11 protein-coding genes are annotated in these 15,805 nt (G+C 66.1%); 8 read left to right on the top strand and 3 right to left on the bottom strand.

Features of this window, described 5'->3' with window-relative positions; all coding sequences use genetic code 11:
- Positions 1–23 precede the first annotated feature (23 nt).
- The 5 genes from nrdE to ACPXB3_RS08460 all read left to right on the top strand — a co-directional run bounded on the left by nrdE (position 24) and on the right by ACPXB3_RS08460 (position 6,633).
- The gene (nrdE, locus tag ACPXB3_RS08480; protein ID WP_425727353.1) at positions 24–2,231 is read left to right on the top strand and encodes a class 1b ribonucleoside-diphosphate reductase subunit alpha; all 2,208 of its coding nucleotides are present in this window, start codon (positions 24–26) and stop codon (positions 2,229–2,231) included.
- Between the two features lie 37 nt (positions 2,232–2,268).
- Positions 2,269–3,369, top strand: coding sequence for a hypothetical protein (locus ACPXB3_RS08475; RefSeq protein WP_425727352.1), 1,101 nt, complete (start codon positions 2,269–2,271; stop codon positions 3,367–3,369).
- A gap of 108 nt (positions 3,370–3,477) precedes the next feature.
- Positions 3,478–4,479, top strand: coding sequence for a class 1b ribonucleoside-diphosphate reductase subunit beta (gene nrdF / locus ACPXB3_RS08470; RefSeq protein ID WP_425727351.1), 1,002 nt, complete (start codon positions 3,478–3,480; stop codon positions 4,477–4,479).
- Between the two features lie 106 nt (positions 4,480–4,585).
- Entirely contained in the window at positions 4,586–5,035 is a 450-nt protein-coding gene (locus ACPXB3_RS08465) for a MarR family transcriptional regulator (protein WP_425703855.1), read from the top strand.
- The gene (locus ACPXB3_RS08460; RefSeq protein ID WP_425727350.1) at positions 5,035–6,633 is read left to right on the top strand and encodes a chloride channel protein; all 1,599 of its coding nucleotides are present in this window, start codon (positions 5,035–5,037) and stop codon (positions 6,631–6,633) included. The genes ACPXB3_RS08465 and ACPXB3_RS08460 overlap by 1 nt, the downstream gene beginning before the upstream one ends.
- Before the next feature lie 28 nt (positions 6,634–6,661).
- Here the strand turns inward: ACPXB3_RS08460 and ACPXB3_RS08455 are convergent, their stop codons facing one another.
- The 3 genes from ACPXB3_RS08455 to ACPXB3_RS08445 form a co-directional block, all read right to left on the bottom strand.
- Positions 6,662–7,477: a hypothetical protein gene (locus tag ACPXB3_RS08455; RefSeq protein WP_425727349.1), complete on the bottom strand. Its 816-nt coding sequence runs from the start codon at positions 7,475–7,477 to the stop codon at positions 6,662–6,664.
- The gene (locus ACPXB3_RS08450; RefSeq protein ID WP_425727348.1) at positions 7,474–10,476 is read right to left on the bottom strand and encodes a DEAD/DEAH box helicase; all 3,003 of its coding nucleotides are present in this window, start codon (positions 10,474–10,476) and stop codon (positions 7,474–7,476) included. Before ACPXB3_RS08450 ends, ACPXB3_RS08455 begins: the two co-directional genes overlap by 4 nt.
- 155 nt (positions 10,477–10,631) lie before the next feature.
- The gene (locus ACPXB3_RS08445; protein ID WP_425727347.1) at positions 10,632–11,696 is read right to left on the bottom strand and encodes an ABC transporter substrate-binding protein; all 1,065 of its coding nucleotides are present in this window, start codon (positions 11,694–11,696) and stop codon (positions 10,632–10,634) included.
- Between the two features lie 276 nt (positions 11,697–11,972).
- Between ACPXB3_RS08445 and ctaD the strand changes: the two genes are divergently transcribed.
- From ctaD to ACPXB3_RS08430, 3 genes are all read left to right on the top strand, one after another.
- Positions 11,973–13,742 carry a cytochrome c oxidase subunit I gene (gene ctaD, locus ACPXB3_RS08440; RefSeq protein WP_425703850.1) on the top strand — a complete coding sequence of 590 codons (1,770 nt, stop codon included), beginning with the start codon at positions 11,973–11,975 and terminating at the stop codon, positions 13,740–13,742.
- 83 nt (positions 13,743–13,825) lie between these two features.
- On the top strand, positions 13,826–15,043 hold the full coding sequence (serB, locus tag ACPXB3_RS08435) for a phosphoserine phosphatase SerB (RefSeq protein WP_425727346.1): 1,218 nt from the start codon (positions 13,826–13,828) through the stop codon (positions 15,041–15,043).
- On the top strand, positions 15,040–15,804 hold the full coding sequence (locus ACPXB3_RS08430; RefSeq protein ID WP_425727345.1) for an aminoacyl-tRNA hydrolase: 765 nt from the start codon (positions 15,040–15,042) through the stop codon (positions 15,802–15,804). The genes serB and ACPXB3_RS08430 overlap by 4 nt, the downstream gene beginning before the upstream one ends.
- The last annotated feature ends 1 nt before the right edge of the window (position 15,805 follow it).

Here is a 15,805-nt window from a genome sequence, read left to right as displayed (position 1 = left end):
CCACCAAGCACAGGAGAGTCCTCGTGTCGCCCACTGCTTCCGTCTCCGACGTGACCACCGACACCACCGCCTCGGCCAGCAAATCGGGGGTACATGCCGGTCCGGCGGGTCACGATCCCGGCGAGCTCGACTATCACGCGCTCAACGCGATGCTCAACCTGTATGACCGGGACGGCAAGATCCAGTTCGAGAAGGATCGGGAAGCGGCGCGGCAGTACTTCCTTCAGCACGTCAACCAGAACACGGTCTTCTTCCACGACCTCGACGAGAAGCTCGACTACCTCGTCAAGGAGAACTACTACGAACCCGAGGTCCTCGGGCGCTACGACCGTGAGTTCGTCAAACTGCTCTTCGGGCACGCCTACGCCAAGAAGTTCCGGTTCCCGACGTTCCTCGGCGCGTTCAAGTACTACACGAGCTACACGCTCAAGACCTTCGACGGCAAGCGCTACCTCGAGCGCTTCGAGGACCGCGTGTGCATGGTTGCGCTGACGCTCGCCGACGGCGACACCGCACTCGCCCGCAACCTCGTCGACGAGATCATCGAAGGCCGCTTCCAGCCGGCCACCCCGACCTTCCTCAACTCGGGCAAGAAGCAACGCGGTGAGCCGGTGAGCTGCTTCCTCTTGCGCATCGAAGATAATATGGAATCCATTGGGAGATCGATCAATTCGGCTCTCCAGTTGTCCAAGCGGGGTGGCGGGGTGGCATTGCTGCTGAGCAACATCCGCGAGCATGGTGCACCGATCAAGAAGATCGAGAACCAGTCCTCGGGCGTCATCCCGATCATGAAGCTGCTCGAGGATTCGTTCTCCTATGCCAACCAGCTCGGCGCGCGACAGGGGGCGGGTGCGGTGTACCTGCACGCCCATCATCCCGACATCTACCGCTTCCTCGACACCAAGCGGGAGAACGCCGACGAGAAGATCCGCATCAAGACGTTGAGTCTCGGCGTGGTGATCCCCGACATCACCTTCCAGTTGGCCAAGAACAACGACGACATGTACCTGTTCAGCCCGTATGACGTCGAACGCGTCTACGGGGTGCCCTTCGCCGACGTCAACGTGACCGAGAGGTATCACGAGATGGTCGAGGACAGGCGGATTCGCAAGACCAAGATCAAGGCGCGCGAATTCTTCCAGACCCTCGCCGAGCTGCAGTTCGAGTCGGGTTACCCCTACATCATGTTCGAGGACACGGTGAATCGGGCCAACCCGATCGACGGCAAGATCACCCACTCCAACCTGTGCTCGGAGATCCTGCAGGTCTCGACGGCCTCGACGTTCAACGACGATCTGTCCTACTCCCATGTGGGCAAGGACATCTCATGCAATCTGGGGTCACTCAACATCGCCAAGACGATGGACTCGCCCGACATCGGGCACACCATCGAGACCTCGATCCGCGGGCTGACTGCGGTCAGCGACCAGACCGCGATCACCTCGGTGCCCTCGATCCAGAAGGGTAACAACGATTCCCACGCGATCGGTCTCGGCCAGATGAATTTGCACGGCTACCTCGCGCGTGAGCGGATCTTCTACGGCAGCGACGAGGGCGTCGACTTCACCAACATCTACTTCTACACCGTGCTCTTCCACGCGTTACGCGCCTCGAATGCCATTGCGCGGGAACGAGGTACCGCCTTCGCCGGCTTCGAGCGCTCGAAGTACGCCAGCGGCGAGTTCTTCGACAAATACACCGACCAGGAGTGGCTGCCCAAGACCGAGCGGGTGCGGGAATTGTTCGCACAGGCGGGGATCGACATCCCGACCCAGGACGACTGGCGCGAACTCAAGGCCACGGTGGCGCGTGACGGCATCTACAACCAGAACCTGCAGGCGGTTCCGCCGACCGGCTCGATCAGCTACATCAACCATTCGACCAGTTCGATCCACCCCGTCGCGGCCAAGATCGAGATCCGTAAGGAAGGCAAGATCGGTCGCGTCTACTACCCGGCGCCGTACATGACCAACGACAACCTGGAGTACTACCAGGATGCCTACGAGATCGGCTACGAAAAGATCATCGACACCTATGCCGCGGCGACGCAGCACGTCGACCAGGGCCTGAGCCTGACGCTGTTCTTCAAGGACACCGCCAGCACCCGGGACGTCAACAAAGCGCAGATCTATGCGTGGCGCAAGGGCATCAAGACGCTCTACTACATCCGGCTGCGCCAGATGGCCCTCGAGGGCACCGAGGTGGAGAACTGCGTGTCGTGCATGTTGTAGGCCATAAAAAGACGGATCGACCTCGGGGGGATTACGCGTGAGTGGCACATTCGACTACAACCAGTACCTGCGACCAAGCCCGGACAGTGCGCCGCAAACACCGCAGCCGGTGCCGGTGCCGCAATATCCGGTGCAGGCGCCGCAGCAGCAATACCCGGTGCAGGCACCGCAGCAGCAGCACCAATCCACGCAGACGCAGACGAATTCGCCGGGTGTGCCGACGGTTCCGGCCGTCGAGATCACCGGAACAGCGCCGTCGAGCTGGACTGGCCACTGGGTGTTCGGCGGTGCCGCGGTGGTTCTGCTGGTCGGAGCCATCATCTCTGCTGCCACCGGATCGGCGGGAGGTGCCGTCTTCCTCGGAATCATCGGGGCGTTCGTCCTGATCCTTGCGCTCCTGATGGTATGGGGCGCGACGTCGGCGATCGGGAGGAGACAGGTGAGTGCTGGGCCGGAAGGTATTTGGACGCCGTATTTCACACTGACGTGGAGTCAGGTCCGCGCCCTGGATTTCAAGCAGGATTGCGTGGAATACGCGAAGATCAATCCGCACAAGGTCAGAGCATCGCGTCGGCGGCGAACCTCGCTCGTCATCACCGGTACCGAGGTGGACAAACAAGGTCGGCCACTGCAGTACGGGAGTACGCTCTACCAGTTCAATACCGGCAATTTTGACGAATTCCGTTCAGCGGCCAAGAAGTTCGCGCCCCACATCGGATTCTGGACCGCGCTCGACGTGGACGATTACCAGGTCGATCCGACAACACAGCAGTCGCTGCACCAGCAGTACGCCGCAACGGGATGCATCACGGTGCGGACCAGACGAGGCAAGGAGAAGCTCCGCATCGACGGCGCCGGGGTCACCGTGCGGTCGGATTTCGTACCGTGGAACGCCATCACGGCGGTGATCGCCGTCACCGATATCCACACCACCACCGGAAGTTCGGGGACCGGCGGCACAACCAGCCGTACCCCGCGGCTCGTCTTCGTGACGAACCTGACGGATACGAAGGGCAAGGAAAGGCGACTCCGACCGACCTATGAGGTCTCCTATCAACCGACGATCGAACAGCTTCTGCCATGGCTGCGGCAACTGGTGCCGCACGTCCAGATCGCCGATCAGCGCACCCAGTCATAGCCCTGGCCACTGAGTCGAACCCAAGCAGAACACCAGCCCCGAACAGAAGCACTGTCACACTGGTACTCACCGCCAATTCCGAGAACACCGCCGCAGGAGGCGACCATCATGACCGCAGGCACCCACAGCCCCGCCGACGGCGCGCCCATCAAGCTGGTGAGCCGGGTTTCGGCCATCAACTGGAATCGCGTCCCCGACGAGAAGGACGCCGAGGTGTGGGATCGACTCACCGGCAACTTCTGGCTGCCGGAGAAGGTGCCGGTGTCCAATGACATCCCGTCGTGGAACACCTTGACCGAGTACGAGAAGCAACTCACCATGCGGGTGTTCACCGGCCTGACTCTGCTCGACACGATCCAGGGCACCGTCGGTGCGGTGTCACTGATCCCGGATGCGGTCACCCCGCACGAAGAAGCGGTACTCACCAACATCGCCTTCATGGAATCGGTGCACGCCAAGTCCTACAGCTCGATCTTCTCCACGCTGTGTTCGACCAAGGAGATCGACGAGGCGTTCCGCTGGTCGGAGGAGAACGAGCAGCTGCAGCACAAGGCGCGGATCGTCATGGACTACTACCGTGGCGAGGATCCGCTCAAACGCAAGGTGGCCTCGACACTGCTCGAGTCGTTCCTGTTCTACTCGGGCTTCTATCTGCCGATGTACTGGTCCTCGCGGGCCAAGCTGACCAACACCGCAGATCTGATCCGGCTGATCATCCGGGACGAGGCGGTGCACGGTTACTACATCGGCTACAAGTACCAGCGGGCGCTGGAAACCGAGTCACCCGAGCGGCGTCAGGAACTCAAGGACTACACGTTCGAGCTTCTCTTCGAGCTCTACGACAACGAGTCCGACTACACCGAGACGCTCTACGACGAAGTCGGTCTCACCGAGGATGTCAAGAAGTTCCTGCGTTACAACGCCAACAAGGCTTTGATGAATCTCGGCTATGAGGCGATGTTCCCGCGGGACGAGACCGACGTGAACCCGGCGATCCTCTCGGCGCTCTCGCCCAACGCCGATGAGAATCACGACTTCTTCTCCGGTTCGGGCAGCAGCTATGTGATCGGTAAGGCCGTGAACACCGAGGACGACGACTGGGACTTCTGAGTCAGGGGCCCCGCGGGGCCCGCTCAGATTGCGGTGATCCCGCTGGTGGTGGGGCCGCTCATGGGTGCCGTCCAACGGAGACGTTGCACTATGCAAGACTTGCCGAATGGCAAACGTTTCCCGGGAGGTGGATGTCCTCCAACGGCTCACGCGTGATCTGCTCGCCGTCGCGATGACCAGCGTCGGACAGACCACCGACGTCTCGATGCCGCAGATGCGTCTGCTGTTCGCGGTCGGTGACGCCGGATCGATGTCGTGTGGCGCACTCGCCCGCGAGCTGGGCGTGGGTGGTTCATCGGTGACCCGGTTGGCCGATCGCCTCGTCGCGTCGGGCCATCTCGATCGCCGTCCGGGCGCCGACAACCGCAGCCTCGTGCTGCTGTCGCTGACCGAGGCGGGTCAATCCACCATCGACGGCGTGCTCGCGTCGCGGGCGCGAGTCCTGCGCGATGCCCTCGCCCGCCTCGACGACACCACCCGTACGGGACTGCTGACCGGTGCCGATGCGCTGCACGATGCGTTGTCGCCGCGCTCGACCGAGACGGCCGGCCGGTGATGCGGGCGACCGACCTGGGGGACTTTCGCGTCGACCGCCGGATGCTGCTGATCGCGCTGATCGCCATGCCGGTCGGGGCTCTGGGCGCGGCGGCGGCCTGGGTGCTGCTGCGGCTGATCGGACTCGTCACCAATCTGTGCTTCTACGGACGGTTCGCCACCGACCTCGTCGCACCCGGCGGTGTCGCGCACCCGTGGTATCAGATTCTGCTGATCCCCGTCGCAGGCGGCCTCATCGTCGGGGTGATGGCCCGGTACGGCTCGGAGAAGATCCGTGGCCACGGCATGCCCGAGGCGATCGAGTCGATCCTCACCCGCGGCAGCGTGGTGGAGCCGAAAGTAGCTGTGCTCAAACCTGTTTCGGCGGCTGTGAGTATCGGTACCGGTGGCCCGTTCGGGGCCGAGGGGCCGATCATCATGACCGGCGGTGCGGTCGGCTCGATCCTGGCACAACACCTTCATCTGACGGCGGACGAACGCAAGACGCTGCTGGTGGCAGGTTCGGCAGCCGGAATGGCGGCGACCTTCAACTCGCCGCTGGCCGCAATACTGCTCGCCGTGGAGTTGCTGCTGTTCGAGTGGTCACCGCGAAGTCTCGTGCCGGTATGCGCGTCGGTGGCGGTCGCCACCATCGTGCGTGCACCATTGCTGGGCAGCGGACCGATCTTTCCGGTCGACACACATGGAGTCGTCCCCACCGCGGGCGTCGACGCACTGGCCGTGGTGATCGGGGTCAGCGGCGCACTGGTAGCGGTCGTTGCCACCTGGTTGGTCTACCGGGCGGAGGACGGTTTCGCCCGGCTGCCGATCCACTGGATGTGGTGGCCCGCGATCGGTGGTCTGATCATCGGTGCCGGCGGTCTGATCGAGCCACGCGCACTCGGCGTGGGGTACAACGTGATCGACGATCTGCTGACCGGTCGTGCGACGACCGACTTGATCGTGGGCATCCTGGTCGTGAAGACCCTGATCTGGTCGCTGTCACTGGGATCGGGGACCTCGGGCGGTGTGCTGGCCCCGATATTCATGATCGGTGGTGCGCTCGGCGCCGCGGTCGGCCTGGTGATGCCCGGAGTCTTCCCCGGCTTCTGGGCACTGCTGGGGCTGGCCGCGGTCGTCGGCGGCGTCATGCGCTCACCACTGACCGGGGTGGTTTTCACCCTCGAACTCACCCAGGCCTGGTCGGCTGCGCTGCCGGTCCTCATCGCCTCGGCGACGGCCTACGCGATATCTGTTCTGGCCCTTCGTCGCTCGGTGCTGACCGAGAAGATCGCCCGCCGCGGGCTGCATCTGACGCGGGACTACAGCACCGATCCGCTCGAGACATTCTTCTGCCGCGATATCGTGCACACCGACCCCGACAGCATCGCACTGGCACAGTCGGTCCCCGCCGAATGTGTACTCGGTCCGCGCGATACGCTGCGGCATGCGGCGTACGTGATGGCCGAGAACCAACTCGATCATGTCGCGATCGTCGACGACGATTCGGTCGTCGGAGTGGTGCGGCTGTCCGATCTGCTGGTGGCCCGGCGCCATGATCTGACCGAAGCCACCGTCCGCGACCGAACCCTGCGGTTCATGGTCGGTCGCAACGGGTGAGGTTCCACCCGTTGTGCGCGGACCGCTCTCACTCGTCGATGATCCGGTCATAGAGGTCGCCGAGCTCGTCGACCGCTTCGGCGATGTCACCGGGCGCCACGCCCGAGGTGCGCAGGGCGGCACGCAGGGCTGCGCCGTCGAGGTCGGTCAGCGGGTTCATCCGGGGCGGTGATGGCAGCGGTGGCGCGGTGGCGCCGGTACCGTAGAAATCGATTTGCGGTGGGGTGTAGGCATTCTCGTCGTCGGATGACTCGCCGGCCGGCGCCGCGCCCGCGGACGTCGACTCCGTGCGCGACGGCGTGAGTTCTTCGATGGCGTCGAGCAGCTCCGGCAGTGAGGTGCCCATCACCTTCAGCAGGATGTTGGGACTGCGGTCGACCTCGGCCGCCACCTCGTAGAGGGTGGAGAGCACATGGATACACCGCCCGGAGACATCCGGGCAGGTGCAGTCGCCCGCGATGTCGGCGCTCTCGGTGGGCAGCAGCAGCTCGCCGACGGTGCTGGGCTGATCACCGCGTGCCAGCGACATCACCTCGGTGACGCCGTCGGCGGCCCGCAGCAGCGTGGCCACGGTCGCCGTGTCGACGGTGCGGATCTCGATCGTCACCCCGAACGGATCGAGCTGGCTGCCCTCGACCGACGACGTGATCCGCCCGGTGCCGATCGTCAGCCGGTGCACGTGCCGATCGCGAAAGTATCTGCGGGCCTTGGTGATCTTGTGATGTTCGACCGACGGCTGGATGCCGTCGCCGGCGAAGCGGCCCTCGGCCACGTCGACGAGGGCCCGAGACCACGGCGTCAGGCCATAGCCGCGGACCGGAACGGTTCCACGCCGAGCGCTCATTCGCTCACCGCATCATCACGCAGGCGGAACAGTTCGAACAGTTCGTCGCCGGCGAGATCTCCGAGCCAGTTCTCGCCCGTCGACACGGTGAGCCGGGAGAGCTCGCGCTTTTTGGAGATCAGGTCGTCGATGCGTTCTTCGAGCGTGCCGACGCAGACGAAGCGTCGTACGTGCACGCGTTGGCGCTGTCCGATGCGATACGCGCGGTCGGTGGCCTGGTCCTCGACCGCGGGATTCCACCAACGATCCACGTGCACCACGTGATTGGCCGCCGTCAGGTTCAGACCGGTACCACCGGCCTTGAGGGTGGCCAGCAGGATCGGTGGACGCGAACCCGGCTCGCCGTGCTGGAAGCGTTCGACGAGCCGGTCGCGTTCGCCGCGGCCGAGACCACCGTGCAGCAGCGGGATCTCGGTTCCCAGCAACTCGGTGAGCCAGCCCGAGAGCAACTCGCCGAAGGCCGCGAATTGGGTGAACACCAAGGCCTGATCGCCCTCGGCGACCAGCGTGGTCGCGATGTCGTCGAGCAATTCGAGCTTGCCGGATCGATGCGTGCCCCGGCGTACGAGAGCGGTGCCGTCGGCGAGGTAGTGCGCCGGATGGTTGCAGATCTGCTTGAGCCGGGTCAGCGCGGCCAGCACCGTCCGGCGTCGCAGGGCGCGCTGCTGTCGATCGCGCAACGCCTCCATCAGGTCGTCGATGACCGCCCGGTACAACGCGGCCTGCTCGACGGTGAGATTGGCCCGTACCGTGATCTCGGTCTTCTCCGGCAGATCGTCGATGATCGACGGATCGGTCTTCTCGCGCCGCAGGATGAACGGCCGGGTCAGCGCCGAGAGTCGACGCACGGCGTCGGGGTCGCGGTCGCGTTCGATGGGTTCGGCATAGCGGTTGCGGAATGTCGATGCCGATCCGAGCAGCCCGGGATTGACCAGGTCGATGACCGCCCGCAGATCCTCGAGGCGGTTTTCGACCGGGGTTCCGGTCAGCGCGATGCGGTGTTCGGCGGGCACCGACCGAAGTGCCTTCGCCGCTGCGGTTCGTACGTTCTTGACGTGCTGGGCCTCATCGACCACCAGACGTTGCCACCGGTGCCCGGAGAGCATCTCCCGATCACGTGCGGCGATGGCAAAGGTGGTGAGTACGACATCGGAGTTGCCGTGCACGGCAGTGAAATCCGCGCCTTTCGCTCGAGCCGGGCCATGATGGACCGCGACCCGCAGTGTGGGCGCGAACCTCGCGAGTTCGGCAGACCAGTTGCCCACCACCGACATCGGGCACACGATCAATGTGGGTCCGGCAACCGAGGTGGGTCCGGCAACCGAGGTGGGCCCGGCATCGCCGGGCTCACCGGGCCGGCGTTCGTGGGCGAGCAGGGCGATGACCTGTACGGTCTTGCCGAGGCCCATGTCGTCGGCGAGTACCCCGCCGATTCCGAGATGTGCCAGATGCGCAAGCCATTCCAGGCCGCGCTGCTGATAGGGGCGCAGTTCGGCCTCGAGCCCGGCCGGGGGCTCGATCGGCCGGGGACGCAGCACCCCGGTCGCCCCGATCTCGTCGAGCCAGTCGAGTCCCCGCACCGTGCTCACCGGTACCGGCAGATCTGCGGTGTCGTGGGTGATCAGGCCCAACAGCTCGCCCATATCAGCGCGGGCCCCCGACGCCGCCAGGGCTCGTTGGGATCTGATATAGGCCGCCGCGCGGGTGAGCGATGCGCCCTCGGCCCGCACCCACACGCCGCGAATCCGTACCAGATCGCCCTTCTGCCGGGACAATTCGTCGAGGTCGACCTCGCTGAGAGTGACCGCGTCGGGGCCGTCACCGAGGGCGAGGCGCCACTCGAACTCTCGGATCTCGCGTAGCCCGACCATGCGCGCCGGCGCACCTCCGCCGACCGTCGGGCGCGCCCGGATACCCAGGCTCGGCCGCACCTCGGCGATGGTGCGTGGCAGCAACACCGGGAACCCCGCATCGGCCAGCGCGGCGGCGCCGTCGGTGAACAGCGTCTCGGCCAGTTCGGTGGGCAACAGGAAGTCGAGACTGGTGCGGTCGGGATCGGCCTGGTGCAGTTTCGGGAATGCGCGCACCGCGGCGGCGAGTTCGGTGGTCACCTCGTCGAGTTCGGTGGCGTCGAGCCGCTGCGGATAGACCGGGTCGACGTGGCCGTCGAGCGAGCGCCGGCACACTGTCAGCCGCCAGCGCAACCGCTCGGGATCGATGATCACGCGATCGATGTCGTCGTCGGGACCGAACCCGTCGATCGGTGCGGACGGGTCATCGGGCTCGTGCAGCCGGAAGACGAGGGTCGACTCGTTCGCCGCGGCACTCGTACCCCAGACTGACCACGCCGACACCGCGGCCGGACGTGTGGCCGCAGCCGGCGCCGAACCGTCGCCCACGAGGGCTGCGATCAACGGGCCTGCCGGTTCGGCTCGGCCGAGGCGGGCCGCCGATGCGCCGATGCGGTAACGGCATTCATGGTCGACGAGCTCGGCGGCGAGATCCATCAGCGCGCCCGCTCCACCATTCTCGGCGATGGCGGTGGGTGCCCCGCCGGTGATCACCGCGCTCCAGGCCCGCCACGCCGACGTCGCCAGCGGACGCCAGACGAACACGGTCTCCCCGGCGACATCGGCGAGTGTCGGTGCCACCGTGCCGGCGGCGACGAAGCGCCGGACGCCGTCGAGCAGGTGCCGGTACCAGGCGATGTCACCGCCGACCGGCACCGAACGGGAAGCGTCGAGGAAGGACACCGCCATGGCCGTGCCCAATGTCATGGTGGCGACGAAATCCCGGTGCCCGGCCGCGTCGATGATGTCGATCTGACGCCGAAAACGCTTGCCGGACAACAGCGAACGAAACGGCTCGGGCAGCCCCTCGGCCCCCGGGCCGGCGTCCCACACAGCCAGTCCGACTCCCGGACGCCACAACGCGTGCAATCCGTACGCGGCCCCGGCCGGACCGGGATCGGCCGGACCGGGATCGGCAGCACGGGTCATCGATGATGTCATTCAGCGACGAACCGACACGGTGCGGCCTGCGGCGCCGGCAGGGTGGTGGTGGACCATGCGATCAAGGGTAGTTCGCGACCCTGACAGATCGCGCGACCGTGGGACGGGTGACCGGTATCGCCTCCGAAGGATGCGAGTCACGGTCATGAGTTGCTGTTGAGCGAGCCCTTCACGTCGTTGAGGACCAACCACGCGGCGGCCAGACCGGAGCCGCCGTACCAGGTCTCGTCGTCGACGGAGAGCACCCGCTTCCATGTCGGTGCCCCCATGTCCAGCCAGCGGTCGCTGAGAAGAACTTCCTTGCCGTGCGCCAGGCCGCCGTCGCCCTCGAACGAGACATAGATGAGGTCGCCGTCGGCGTCGGTGAAGTTCTTGTCGGTGACGGTGACGCTGTCGGCACCGCGCTGGGTCGCCGGGCGCGCGACTCCGATCGTCTGCAGGATCTGCCCGGCAAAGGTCCCGGTGCCGGCGATGACCTCGGAGTCCTTGGTGAAGCGCACCAGTGAGACCTGGTTGTGCGGGGCGTCCATGCGTTTACCGGTCTTGGTGGCCTCGTCGGTGAATTCGGTGAGCAGACGCGTGCCCTCCGACGAGCGGCCCAGTGCGTCGGCGACCGCCTGGAAACGTTTCTGCCACGTGTCGTCGGTGCCGACGTCGACCGTCTTGATGCCGCCGAACGCCTGCGCCGATCCCGCGGTTGCCGGGGTCGTCAACACGATGTCGGGGGCCGCGGTACGCGCGGCGCTCGCGTCGGGGGTGGTGCCGATCGCGGGCACCGAGGACAGTTGCGGACCGAGATATGCCGGGACGCTGCCGGGTGCCGACGTCACCGCGGTCACCTTGGGGCCCAGCCCGAGCGCGCACAGATCGTCGAGCAACGCGGGATCGGTGACGACGATGCGCCCGACATCGGCACGTGGGTCGGTTGCGGCGGTCGGCGCCAGACAGGTGGTCGCGTAGTCACGGTCGGGGGAGACGACGTTGACCTCGGCGATGCGGGTGGTCGACGTCGAGATCGTCTTGCCGTCGGGCGTCGTCAGCAGTGGCTTGTCGCCGGAGCAGGCACTGAAGGTCAGCGCCGCGGTGCACAGTGCCGCCGCGCCGAGGACGACCGCGCGCCGGCCCCGCCGTCGACCGGGTGTCGTGAATCGACCCGAAAAACCGTCGCCGGACCCATGTTTCGTCCGGCTCTGCCCGCCACCCTGCACCCGCCCAACCTAGCAGCACGGCTGCGCCCGGCCGCCCGGTCGCCACCGTCGTGCCGCGACGGCGCGCCAGGGCGCGCTCGGAACGGCGGCGCGTCGCCGCATACAGCAGTGGTGACCTGCGCCGATGACACCGTCTGAGATTCGAGTACGACAGATCGTAGGACCCACTCGGCCGGGGTGGGGGAGAGGGTTTAGGATCGATATCCAGCGCTCGGTTTGTTCATGTGCCGGCCGGGGCGAGCAATCCCGAGCACCGGTCGGGCAAGAGGAGGATCTGTGACCGCGGTAGACCAGCCCACCACGCAGGTGGAACCAGTACGGCCGTTCCCGGAGCGGTACCAGCCCAAGGGTTCGTTCATCTACAAGCTGGTCACCACCACCGATCACAAGCTGATCGGCATGATGTACATCGTCGCCTGCTTCGTGTTCTTCCTCATCGGCGGTCTGATGGCCCTGTTGATGCGCGCCGAGCTCGCACATCCGGGGATGCAGTTCTTGTCCACCGAGCAGTTCAACCAGCTGTTCACCATGCACGGCACGGTGATGCTGCTGATGTATGCGACCCCGATCGTCATCGGGTTCGCCAACTTCGTGCTGCCCCTGCAGATCGGTGCCCCCGACGTCGCCTTCCCACGGCTGAACGCCTTCGGGTTCTGGCTGTTCGTGTTCGGCTCGACCGTCGCACTGGCCGGCTTCATCACCCCGGGCGGTGCGGCCGACTTCGGGTGGACCGCCTACACCCCGCTGACCGACGCGATCCACTCGCCCGGTCCGGGTGCGGACCTCTGGATCATGGGTCTGGGTGTCTCGGGTCTTGGCACCATCCTCGGTGGCGTCAACATGGTGACCACCGTGGTGTGTCTGCGCGCCCCCGGCATGACGATGTTCCGCATGCCGATCTTCACCTGGAACATCCTGGTGACCACGATTCTGATCCTGATGATCTTCCCGCTGCTGACCGCTGCACTGCTCGCGCTGGAGGTCGACCGTCAGTTCGGAGCGCATATCTACGACCCGGCCAACGGTGGTGTGATCCTCTGGCAACACCTGTTCTGGTTCTTCGGACATCCCGAGGTCTACGTCGTCGCGCTACCGTTCTTCGGCATCGTCTCGGAGATCTTCCCGGTGTTCGCCCGCAAACCGATCTTCGGGTACTCGGGACTGGTGTATGCGACCCTGGCCATCGCGGCACTGTCGGTCGCGGTGTGGGCGCACCACATGTATGTCACCGGCGCGGTCCTGCTGCCGTTCTTCTCCTTCATGACCTTCCTCATCGCGGTGCCCACCGGTGTCAAGTTCTTCAACTGGATAGGCACCATGTGGAAAGGTCACATGACCTTCGAGACCCCGATGTTGTTCTCGGTCGGGTTCATCGTGACCTTCCTCTTCGGTGGCCTCACCGGCGTGCTGCTCGCCAGCCCGCCGCTGGACTTCCACCTCTCCGACAGCTACTTCGTCGTGGCGCACTTCCACTACGTGCTCTTCGGCACGATCGTGTTCGCGACCTACGCAGGCATCTACTTCTGGTTCCCGAAGATGACCGGCCGCATGCTCGACGAACGCCTGGGCAAGTGGCATTTCTGGCTCACGTTCATCGGCTTCCACACCACGTTCCTGGTGCAGCACTGGCTGGGTAACGAGGGCATGCCGCGCCGCTACGCCGACTATTTGCCGTCGGACGGGTTCACCACGCTGAACATGGTCTCGACCACGGGTGCGTTCATCCTCGGTCTCTCGACGCTGCCGTTCCTGTGGAATGTCTTCCGGAGCTACCGCTACGGCGAGGTCGTGACCGTCGACGATCCGTGGGGCTTCGGCAACTCGCTCGAGTGGGCGACCAGCTGCCCGCCGCCGCGGCACAACTTCACCGAGCTGCCCCGCATCCGGTCGGAGCGTCCGGCGTTCGAACTGCACTACCCACACATGATCGATCGAATGCGCGCAGAGGCGCACGTCGGCCCGGGTCACGGACACGAGAGCGAGGCCGCCGAGCACGCACGGCGCGATCCGCTCACCGTCGGTGACCACGAGTCCTCCGCCGACTGACACGGCTGACCACGGTGGGCGATTCCCCGGATTCACACACCACTTCCGCACCCGGAACGGTTTCGACCGCTCCGGGTGCGGTCGTGACGGCCACATTGCTGATCACCGTCACCGGCCCGGACAAGCCGGGGGTGACCTCGGTGCTGATGGGTGCCCTTTCCGGGCAAGAGGTCTCACTGCTCGACGTGGAGCAGGTGGTCATCCACGACCGCCTCACGCTCGGTGTGCTGGTCGCGGCGGCCACCGATCCCGAACAGGTCCAGGACGTCATCGAGCAAGCGATGTCGTCGATCGGGATGGACGTCCACGTCGAGGTCGATGCGCGGTCCGGTGGGCATCGGCCCGCCAGCCATGCGGTCGTGCTGCTCGGCAGTCCGGTGACCGCCCGCGCATTCTCGGCGGTGGCGGCCGAGGTCGCCGGACAGGACGGCAACATCGACTCGATCCGCGGGGTGGCGGACTATCCGCTGACCGGGCTGGAACTGATGGTCAGTGTGGGTGGCCGAGACGATGTCGCCGCCGACTCGGCCCTGCGCAAGGGGCTCGCGCGCGTCGCGACAAGGCATCGGATCGACATCGCGGTCGAACGCGGCGGGCTCGCGCGCCGCGCCAAACGGCTGATCGTCTTCGACGTCGACTCCACCCTCATCCAGGGCGAGGTCATCGAGATGCTCGCCGCACACGCCGGCCGGGAGGCCGAGGTCGCCGCCGTCACCGAGGCGGCGATGCGTGGCGAACTGGACTTCGAACAATCGCTGCACCAACGGGTGGCCGCGCTCGCCGGACTCGACGCCGGTGTGCTCGACGAGGTCGCCGCGTCCCTCACCTTGACGCCCGGCGCCCGGACCACCATCCGGACGCTGCACCGACTCGGCTACCACTGCGGTGTGGTCTCCGGCGGATTCCGTCAGGTCATCGACGGGCTCGCGCATGAACTCGAACTCGACTTCGTCCGCGCCAACACCCTCGAGATCGTCGACGGGGAACTCACCGGCCGGGTGATCGGCGAGATCGTCGACCGGCCCGGCAAGGCCAGTGCGCTGCGATCCTTCGCCGATCAGGTCGGGGTGCCGATGGAACAGACCATCGCCGTCGGTGACGGTGCCAACGACATCGACATGCTGTCGGTCGCCGGACTCGGCATCGCGTTCAACGCGAAGCCGGCGCTGCGCGAGGTCGCCGATGCCGCATTGAGCCATCCCTTCCTCGACGCCGTGCTGTTCATCCTCGGTGTGACCCGCGACGAGATCGAGGCGGCCGACGCAGCAGACGGGGTGTTGCGCCGGGTGCCGCTCGTATGAGCGACGAAGCGGTGGGGATCGATCCGATCGCTGCAGATCCGTTCCCTGACACCTACCGCCGACTGACCGCATATGTGGGCGGTCACGACGATCCGCCCGACCCCGCCGACGTGCTGGCCATGCAGATGGTGCTGCGTATCGAGAAGGCCGACCCGCCCGCGCGCGGCGAGGTGTTGGAGGCGGCCGCGCGGGCGGCGGCGCTGTTGTGTCTCGACGATAGGGCCGGCGGGGACGGCCCGTGGGCGGCGCCGATGGACGCGTGGTGTGACGCCCGGATCCGCAAGATCGCCCGCCGTGCTCGGAGCGCGCATTGGGTTGCGGCCCAAGAGGTCTGGGGGGTGACCGCCACCGCAGGCGGCGCGCAGGCGCGGGCGCTGGTGCCTGGTCGGGTGGGTGCCGTCGACAAGCGGATCTCGAGGCTGCAGATCGGTGGTACCGAGATCGCGGGCGACCTGCCGGTCGCGCCGGCTCGCGCGGGGATATGCCTGTGGGTCAATCCCGCCCTGGAGATGACGGTCGGCAAACTCGCCGCGCAGGTGGGCCACGGTGTCATGCTTGCGGTCACGTTGCTCGACGAGGCGTCGGCACGCACGTGGCGCGATACGGGATGTCCGCTGTCGGTATGCGCAGCCGACGACCCCGTCTGGGCGCGGTTGCTCGACGACGACGGCGCGGGCCGGGCCGTCGCGGTGCGTGATGCCGGATTCACCGAGATCGCGCCCGGCTCGGTGACGGTGATCGCCGAGATTCGAGAGGGCTGAG

It is taken from the genome of Gordonia sp. DT219, assembly GCF_049847065.1.
Lineage (GTDB): Bacteria > Actinomycetota > Actinomycetes > Mycobacteriales > Mycobacteriaceae > Gordonia.
Note: the sequence above shows the minus strand (reverse complement) of the source record. Positions and strands in the feature narration are given on the sequence as shown.